Origin of the sequence: Microbacterium sp. Leaf351, assembly GCF_001423825.1 — a bacterium.
Lineage (GTDB): Bacteria > Actinomycetota > Actinomycetes > Actinomycetales > Microbacteriaceae > Microbacterium > Microbacterium ginsengisoli.
Window position 1 is genome coordinate 21,717 of record NZ_LMPK01000008.1, and the last position, 6,675, is coordinate 28,391.

Genomic DNA, 6,675 nt, shown 5'->3' on the forward strand with positions numbered 1-6,675 from the left:
TTCCCGGGTCCAGCAACCACGGCCGGAAACGGTCCGGAGATCTCGCCGCCCCGTACAACGCTGACACGCCCGCGCACCGCGCCGCCGAGCAGCTCGCGAAGGCCCACAACATCACCTGCGAGGGCATGGGCTTCGGCGAGTGGTGGCACTGGACGTACTGGGGGCTGCTCGGCGTCATCGGTACCCCCGCGGCCACGACCGCAACACCCTTCACCCCTGTCCCGAAACGGAGCCTGACCATGGACGAAGCACTCATCATCGAGCAGACGAGCAACAACATGGTGCTCGTCAATGTGAAGGACCGCACGCTCGTGAACCTCGGCAACGACCCGAAGTCGCAGCTGCGGGCCTGGTTCGCGGAGAACCACCCGTACAAGTTCATGGGCTCCGACGAGTGGACCAAGACGTTCGGTCCCGGCACCGGCTACAACTACGTCGGTCACGGCACCCCGGCATGACCGCCGCTCCCCGCACCCGCATGAACCGGGCGTGGTGGGTGTTCTCCGCCGCGGGGGTGCTGACGTTCGTGATCTCCGGGCTGATCCTCCTCGGCGGCACGCCCGCCCCCGACGGGCAGTCGTGGCTGCGGGACCCGGACAGCATCATCCTGCAGATCCTCGTTGTGGTCGGGGCGGTCACGAGCGTCGCCGCCCCGGCCGCGGGGAAGCTGCAGCGCATCGGCACGGGCGTGGAGAAGACCGTCGACCACGTCGTGAACTCCCACGGCGGCACCATCCTCCGCGACGACATCGACGAGCTGAAAGACCTCGTGAGAGCCGTCCGGTCCGAGCAGAAGCAGCAACGCCAAGACATCCTCGGCATCCGTGAGGAGATCGGCCAGATCCGCAAGTCCGAACGGGACCAGTGGAACGCGATCGAGACCACTGCCAACCGCAACCGAAAGGAAACCTGACCATGTCCCTGAACAGCATCCCGGCAGTGACCGTCCAGGACGGCGCGCTCGGCGCGATCGTCGAGTCCACCTCGACCCGCAAGCGTGTGTACAGCGCGTGGATCCTCATCGGCCTCGCCCTGCAGGCGATCGTCGCCGGGATCATCGCCGGTACGGCCTCGTTCGCCGCTGTGGCCGCCCTGGGGTGGCCGCTCCTGGTGAGCGTGGCCGCGGCCATCCTGGGGGCCGTGGCGGGCGCGTACGCCGCGCTGACGCCCCAGGTCGCGACCCTCGCCCGTGCGAACACATCGAGCACGACGTCAACGCCTGCGACGAGCACCACGGGCGCCACATTGCCGATCACCTACGCGCTCCCGACCGCCCAGATGTCCCCGAGCGACGTCGCCTCCCTGGTCGTGAACCAGGTCGCGCCGGTCGACGTTCCCGCACCGACCACGGGCGACTGATGGTCTACATCAAGGTGCGGCCGGGCGGGTGGCGACAGCGCCCGTACATATCGACATCGCTCGACGCGGCCGCGCTCGATCACTTCGAGCAGGGCATCTACGACGCCTCGGTCACCGCCGACGGCGCGTTCCAGGACACGCCCGAGGGCCGCACTGCCCTCGCCGCGTCCACGGAGTTGGGCGAGGCGTTCGTCGGTGTCGCGAACGGGGTGACCGCGACGATCACCGGTGACCCCGCGGACCCGGATGTTCGTCTGTTCATGAACGGGGTGGAGCTCTGATGGCTGGGATCGCGAAGGACTCGACGCTGACGAGCGGGAGTGCCCGTTTCGTGCAGCGACCGGACCCGGTGGTCGTGTTCGACGACACCGACTTCTCGACCGGTCCCCGCGGGTGGCGGGGGCTGATCAACGGCACCGCGGCGCAGGGCGTGCTCGTCCCGTCCACGATGCCGGGGAACGGGGCGTCATCGCTTCACCTCGGCATCGAGGACGGCGGCGCGTCGTACAACGCGGACGGCTACGCGATGGCCGTGAAGCGTGCGTCGCTGCCGTTCAACCCGGCGACGGGGAACCTGTACGAGTTCATGACGCTCGAGATGGAGGTCGCGCTCGGCTCGTACTGGAACACGCAGAACCGGTGGGCGAGCCCCCGATGCGTGGACATCGGCATCGACAACGGGTACGGGCTCTACCAGGGCGGGCAGATCGACAACCGGGCGCTGCCCGCGGTCCGCTACCTCGTCATCGACGAGTCGAACAGCAGCGCGCTGGTGCAGAAGTTCCAGACCCGCCACGGCGACAACGGCGGCAACGTCACCGGCAACCTCACGTCGGGCTCCGCGGTCGTCGGCGGCTACTCGTCGGGGGACATCGGGAAGGTCGGCGCGACGGTCACCGGCTCCGGCATCCCGGCAGGGACCACGATCCTGACCCGCACGAACAACACGATCACCCTGTCCGCCCCCGCGACCGCGACTCTCAACGGGGCCGCGCTCGTCATCGGGTCCGTGATCGTTCTCGTCGATCTCGTCGACATGTACGGCGCACCGATCACGTACCCGTACGGTTACAACGAGGACAAGACCGGCGTCTGGAAGATCAAGATCATGCAGTCGATCGTCGACCAGCGGGTCGTCGGGCTGCAGGTCCAAGGCAAGGGGTACGGGTTCCTCAACCAGGCCCTCGCGGACCCCTACTCCGACCTCAGCCTCTACAACCTCGGGAAGGGCTGGGCGCACCCGTTGAACCAGGGCGGTGTCGCGTCGTTCTACGGCGGCGCGAACGCGTGCGTCGAACTGTACGGGCGCAACAACACCGGGCAGGTCCAAGCGGACCTGTGGTTCTCCCGACCGCGGATGGAGATGTTGGCAGCATGAGCACGTTCAACCTGCTCGCGAACGGTCGCGCGATCTCCGCGCCGGTACGGCTGCGACGGATGCTGACGAGCAAACCGACGGACGTGTTCCTCTCGGTCACCGACTGCACCGGAGCGCCGACCGCCGCGGCCCTGACCGCGTACTTCGAGGTCCTCCAACCCACCTCGGACGGTGCGATCACGAACGCGTACCCCGGCGGGATGTGGACGCGGCTCGACGCGGACACGCACCCGTTCGCGCTTCCCGAGGGCGACTGGGACACGATGCTCGCCGACCAGACGACCACGAAGCTGAACATCGACAAGGTCGTGACCGCGTCGGGGAGCCTCGCGATCTCGATCGGATCGGGCGGCACCCTGCCACACCCGTTCGTCGTCGGGCAGCGGATCTCCGGAACCGGCATCGCGCACGGCGCGTCGAACATCATCGACGCCGTCGGATCGGCCGGCGCGGACGGCACCTCCGGATCGTCCGCGACGCTCCGGTTCCCGGGCATCACCGGCGACTCGAACGGGTCGGGGAAGCTGTTCACTAACCCGAAGCAGTGGAAGCGCCGCATCCTCGGGTTCCCGACCTGGGCGCTGGTGCTGCTCCCGAAGTTCACCGGCGGCGCGTCACCCGCGTTCACCGTCACCGTCTCAGCGATCACGGAGGACTGACATGGCCGCACACGTCCACCACGCCGGCGCGAACGGCATCTGCTCGTGCGGGCTCGTGTCCGTCGGCGACGACTGGATGGATCCCGCGCACCTCCCGATCCCGTGGGACGTGCCCGTGAACCTCGACTACGCGACACCCCCGGACGACACCGACCCGGTCGACGTGGTCATCGTCGACACCGGCACCCCACCGGTCGACCCCGCGCCGGTCGTGATCTACCAGTCATCGGAGGGATGAAATGGGCTACCAGGCGATCGTCGGGTCCGCGGACCTGACCACGAAGATGCGCTACATCAGCTCGTACACGTTCACCGAGAACGCCGGCACCCCCGCGGCCGCGCGCGTCGTGATCCGTGACGGCAGCGCGTCCGGGCCGGTCATCATCGACGAGCCGATCGTCGCGGGCGGTGTCGCGAAAGGCGACCTCTCGAAGCCCGTGTTCTGCCCCAGCGGGGTCTACGTGCAGGTTACCACCGGCACCGTCCGCGGCTCGATCCGAGGCACCTGACGCAGATAAGCGCATAGCTTCTCCGGCGCACATATAAGCCCCCGGCTTCTACCCTTCCCAGGGTGGGAGTCGGGGGTTTCCGGCGTTGTCGGCGGCATCCCGCAGGATGACCGCATGTCCGAGTGGCACCCGCTCCTAGCCGCGGTCGAATCTCAGATCGGACGGCCGCGCAGGACCAGAAGAACACCAAGAACACCCGAACCGATCAGCAGGAACGCGATCCCGCGCACGGCCCATACGATCGCGTTCTGGATTCCCGTGTACGCGTCTCCACCGTATTCGGTGGTGTTCGCATTGCTCAGAAGCACGATCGCGGCGATGATCGCGAACACGGCGTACACGCCTGCCAGGATTCCTGCGAACGCGTTGCCACTGATGTCCTGCTCATACCGGGGGACAGCGGTCGCACCGCGGCCCTCCGTCGGTCCTGTTGGTGCTTCGCTGTCCGTCATGGTGTCCCCCGATCGTGTATGGCGAGAGCCTATCGTCAGGGCTTGAACGGCTTGTCACATTCCGGATGCGCGGGGTCCGGGACAGCGATCGAGAAGCAGATCACCGGGTAGCACGACGTGTCGTTGACGCCGTCGTTGCTATTCGCCGAGGACCCGGCCGGGCACCGTATTGGTGCTTTCGTCGCGGGTGCTGGGTTCTGCTTCTTCTGCGTGGTCGGAGGTGCTTGCGTCACGGAGGGAGAGGGAGTCGGCGTGGACACCTGCTCGACGGGCGTCGATGTGAGAGAAGGCGTCGGCGACGGAGTTGGCGAGGGCGTCGTCGTATCGACGATCGAAACCGTCGTAGCTACTTGCTCTTCAAGTCGCGGCAGGTTCGTGATCAACGCGTACGCTCCCCCGGCGACGGCAACGACGGCGACAACTCCGACCGCAGAGGCGATGATGCTCCTGATATTCATGTGTCCTTCTCCTTGAGTGGCATGGTCGCACCATGATTCCGATCGAAGATCTGACGGCCGAGCAGGAGGCGCTCAAGGAACCCACCATCGACTTGGCGGCGCGCGCGCTGCTCGACGCACGCGACGAGATCGCGGCAAGGGAGAGCGACGCTAGCGGGCATCGATCCGAGCCATCGCATCAGCGGCATCCTTAAGCGCTTCCGGCATCAGGTGACCGTAGATCTGGGTGGTCGTCTGCACGGACTCGTGCCCAAGCCGGCGGGAAACGACGAAGATCGGCACGCCCTCCTGCAGCAGCCACGACGCGTGGGTGTGCCGTAGGTCGTGCGGCCGCGGCTCCTTCCGCAGCTTCGAGGCGTCGACGGCGTCCTGCCAGCCGTGGTTGTGGAAGGTGGTGTTGGTGAGCTGCGACCCCAGCGTGTTCGGGAACACCAGATCGTGCTGGCGATTGGCGGCAACGAGATCCGCGGCGAGTCCCGGCGTGATCGACACATCTCGGTCGCTCGGCGTGTTCTTCGTCGAGCCGATGAAGAACTTCCGGTGCGCGTCACCCTTCCACGCCTTGTCGACCTGGATGTAGGGAACGTCAGCGTCGAGGTGCAGATCATCCCAGGTCAGCGCTGTCGCCTCACTGAAGCGCATTCCGGTGCCGACGAGAACTCGCGTGAGCATCTGGTGTCGCTGGGGGATGTGCTCAAGGAGCGTGTCGAACTCAGCCTTCGTGAGGAAGGTGGCGCGCCGTCCGGCTCGATCCTCGTTCGGCAGTTCCACGAGCTCGCAGGGATTGTCGCCTCGCCACCCCCTCCTTACCGCGGTCTTGAACGCGCTCGAGAGCAGGCCCATACGATTCGCGATCGACTTCCGCGTCGCCCCGTCGCGCCGCTGCCGCTGGATCCATGCCGCTATGTGCTCGTCGGTGACCACGTCGACGCGCAACCCACCGAGCTGCTCGGTGAAGTGCGTCGCGATCATCGAGCGGTAGCCGGCAATCGTGCCCTCGTTCGCCCGGGTGAGCAGCGACAGGTGCCGCTCGAGCATCTCGCTGACGGTCGGCTTGCGACTCGCCGCGGCGGTGAGCATCTGTTCGGCCAAGGCGAACCTCTGGTCGTTGGCGTCCAGCAACCGGCGCAGCATCTCCGCCTCACCCTCAGTGGGGAACGTCATGCTCGTCTGGCGCCCAGACTCCGGGTCACGCCACAGCACAGCGAACGACGCCGCACCCGTCTTCTGGACCCGCTTCCGAACGCTCGCCATGCCCGCCAGACTAGGGCTCGTGTCAACACATTTCGAGTTAGTGTCAACGGATCCGCCGGAATCCCTTGAAAATACTGGCGGAGACGGAGGGATTTGAACCCTCGGTCCCCTTGCGAGGACTCCACCTTAGCAGGGTGGTGCACTAGGCCTGACTATGCGACGTCTCCAGGCGTGCGGCGGCAGAACCGCGCACGCACCCGGCAAGCATAACCGGTGGAGCGCGTGTGTCCGAAACCCGTTCGGCACCCGGGCGGGGCGCGTCATGGAGCGGTGGATGCCGCGGCCTCCGCATCGCGCGGGGCCGCGGCATCCGTCACTTCTTGAGGTTTCCGTCCGAGCAGGTCTCCTGCGCCGCCGTCTGACCCGAGATCGACGACGGAAGGGTCGCGGTCGGGTTCGGCGTCGTCGAGGTCGACGGCGTGCTCGTGGTCGACGGCGTCGACGCCGGCGTCGGAGTGGCCGACGGTGTGACCTCGACGACACCGCCGTTCTGGCCGACCTTGCCCGTCAGCTGCAGTGCCTCGTTGTTCTCGAGCGCTGTGAACAGCGCACTCGCCGCCGACGTGTTCGGCACGACCTTGTTGGGGTTCGAGGGGTCGGTGAGGG

Annotated in this window: 11 protein-coding genes, 1 tRNA gene and 1 pseudogene; 8 read left to right on the forward strand and 5 right to left on the reverse strand. The window is 67.0% G+C overall.

Annotation, left to right across the window (positions count from 1 at the left end; all coding sequences use genetic code 11):
• The 8 genes from ASG00_RS03075 to ASG00_RS03110 form a co-directional block, all read left to right on the forward strand.
• A partial coding sequence (locus ASG00_RS03075) for a hypothetical protein (protein WP_162238335.1) occupies positions 1–458 on the forward strand: 458 nt, incomplete at its 5' end.
• On the forward strand, positions 455–913 hold the full coding sequence (locus ASG00_RS03080) for a DUF2746 domain-containing protein (protein WP_056206794.1): 459 nt from the start codon (positions 455–457) through the stop codon (positions 911–913). The genes ASG00_RS03075 and ASG00_RS03080, both read left to right, overlap by 4 nt.
• 2 nt (positions 914–915) lie before the next feature.
• The gene (locus ASG00_RS03085; protein ID WP_056206797.1) at positions 916–1,359 is read left to right on the forward strand and encodes a hypothetical protein; all 444 of its coding nucleotides are present in this window, start codon (positions 916–918) and stop codon (positions 1,357–1,359) included.
• Positions 1,359–1,640, forward strand: a complete 282-nt coding sequence (locus ASG00_RS03090; protein WP_056206800.1) for a hypothetical protein — start codon at positions 1,359–1,361, stop codon at positions 1,638–1,640. Before ASG00_RS03085 ends, ASG00_RS03090 begins: the two co-directional genes overlap by 1 nt.
• Positions 1,640–2,737: a hypothetical protein gene (locus ASG00_RS03095; RefSeq protein WP_056206802.1), complete on the forward strand. Its 1,098-nt coding sequence runs from the start codon at positions 1,640–1,642 to the stop codon at positions 2,735–2,737. Before ASG00_RS03090 ends, ASG00_RS03095 begins: the two co-directional genes overlap by 1 nt.
• Positions 2,734–3,396, forward strand: a complete 663-nt coding sequence (locus ASG00_RS03100; RefSeq protein WP_056206804.1) for a hypothetical protein — start codon at positions 2,734–2,736, stop codon at positions 3,394–3,396. The genes ASG00_RS03095 and ASG00_RS03100 overlap by 4 nt, the downstream gene beginning before the upstream one ends.
• A gap of 1 nt (position 3,397) precedes the next feature.
• Positions 3,398–3,634: a hypothetical protein gene (locus ASG00_RS03105; protein ID WP_056206806.1), complete on the forward strand. Its 237-nt coding sequence runs from the start codon at positions 3,398–3,400 to the stop codon at positions 3,632–3,634.
• A gap of 1 nt (position 3,635) precedes the next feature.
• Complete coding sequence (locus ASG00_RS03110) at positions 3,636–3,905, forward strand: hypothetical protein (protein ID WP_056206808.1); 270 nt, start codon at positions 3,636–3,638, stop codon at positions 3,903–3,905.
• Positions 3,906–4,057: 152 nt separating this feature from the next.
• Here ASG00_RS03110 and ASG00_RS14770 read toward each other — a convergent pair whose 3' ends face one another.
• The 5 genes and pseudogenes from ASG00_RS14770 to ASG00_RS16655 form a co-directional block, all read right to left on the reverse strand.
• Complete coding sequence (locus tag ASG00_RS14770) at positions 4,058–4,357, reverse strand: hypothetical protein (protein ID WP_156454741.1); 300 nt, start codon at positions 4,355–4,357, stop codon at positions 4,058–4,060.
• A gap of 35 nt (positions 4,358–4,392) precedes the next feature.
• On the reverse strand, positions 4,393–4,815 hold the full coding sequence (locus tag ASG00_RS16650) for a hypothetical protein (protein ID WP_156454742.1): 423 nt from the start codon (positions 4,813–4,815) through the stop codon (positions 4,393–4,395).
• Positions 4,816–4,965: 150 nt separating this feature from the next.
• Positions 4,966–5,979 (reverse strand): tyrosine-type recombinase/integrase, encoded by a 1,014-nt coding sequence (locus tag ASG00_RS03120; protein WP_162238336.1) that lies wholly within the window; start codon positions 5,977–5,979, stop codon positions 4,966–4,968.
• Between the two features lie 165 nt (positions 5,980–6,144).
• Positions 6,145–6,236, reverse strand: a tRNA-Ser gene (locus tag ASG00_RS03125).
• A gap of 146 nt (positions 6,237–6,382) precedes the next feature.
• Positions 6,383–6,675: pseudogene (locus tag ASG00_RS16655) on the reverse strand (LCP family protein); the annotation flags it as partial.